Genomic DNA, 1,386 nt, shown 5'->3' on the forward strand with positions numbered 1-1,386 from the left:
ATCTAAAATCACTTCCTTTACAATGATACAGTATCTGAATTTTTTCGTTTTTAAAAGAAGTATAAATAAAACAAAAATTAATTTATGCTAAATGCACAACAGGTCATCATAAATATATTCTGCTAAAGTTTCTTTTGGTGATTTTCCTATTACTTCATGCTCATGTTTTTTTAATCTGTATTGGTCATCATAAGTAAAATTTTCTTCAATAGTAACATTTGGCTTAATTGAACTTGTTCTGCTGTTTTTAGTAATTGTTTTTTTTGGCATTCCTACAAAATCAAGTTCCGTTTCTGTGGTTGTAAAACCGCCTAAATGGTTGGCTGAATTTGCAGCTATACTTCTTCCCATAGTATCGTACCACACATAACTTTTTGTCCATTTGTCTTCACTAATATTTTTCACAAATGACGCGGTGGGAAAACTTTTGGTGCTTATATTGGAATTAATAGCGTTTGTACTTAAAACCTCTTGACCTAAAATTGGAGAAGCAACAGTTGGTGTTCCGGTAGGATAAGTGTCATAATAGTTTAATGATAACAATGCTGTCACTTTACTGGATTGCGGATACGAAGTAGCAATGTTGTAATAAACATCCATGCCACTATAATTGATTACTATATTGTTGTTTCGGGTGGTATTATTACTTCCTTTAGTATCGACAAAGTTTTGTTCATCTTCTCTACTTGTATCAAAAGCATTACAAATTCCAGTTGCTACGGGTCTGGAGAACTGATCATACTGCGTATACAGCCATTTATTTCCTTGTAGCTTTAGATTAGAATCCTGCATTGCCACCAACCGATCTTGTTGGTCATAAACAAATGAATCCCAAATCCATTTATTGGATGATCTATCAAATCCTTTTCCAGGTAATTTCTTTTCCACCAATCTTCCTTGGTCATCATATCTATACTGAAAACATAATTTATCTAATACATCTTGTGTTAAAGTGATTTTTGCAGCTAAAGGTGGCACGACACAGACCAATTGATTATATTCATTATAAATGTAATAAGTGTCAATTTCCTGCAGTGTTCCCGTCGTTTTACCGTCCGAATGAAGATTTATTTTTCTCGTGAGTACTTTTTGTCCGAGTTTATTGGTAAAAACATAAGAAATATTATCATCCTCATCTGCTACTTTTCTTTTGAAAAGTTCAAAACTTGAATAAGTAGTGCTTGTGACTGTGGTATAAGCAACATTATTGGTCCAAGTGGTATTGGCTGTAAACTTTTTTACACCATCAAAAATCAAATTAGCGTCATAATCATACTTGACTGAACCTGTTGTGCATTTAGCATAAATTAATTTTTGTTTTATTTATACTTCTTTTAAAAACGAAAAAATTCAGATACTGTATCATTGTAAAGGAAGTGATTTTAG

1 protein-coding gene is annotated in these 1,386 nt (G+C 32.1%); it reads right to left on the bottom strand.

All coding sequences use genetic code 11. The features are described 5' to 3' along the window. Nucleotides 1-87 precede the first annotated feature (87 nt). A complete protein-coding gene (locus QWY78_RS09250; RefSeq protein ID WP_290219085.1) occupies nucleotides 88-1,257 on the bottom strand; it encodes a hypothetical protein in 1,170 nt (389 codons plus the stop codon). Nucleotides 1,258-1,386: the final 129 nt, after the last annotated feature.

Source organism: Kaistella yonginensis, from assembly GCF_030409525.1.
Classification (GTDB): Bacteria; Bacteroidota; Bacteroidia; order Flavobacteriales; family Weeksellaceae; genus Kaistella; species Kaistella yonginensis.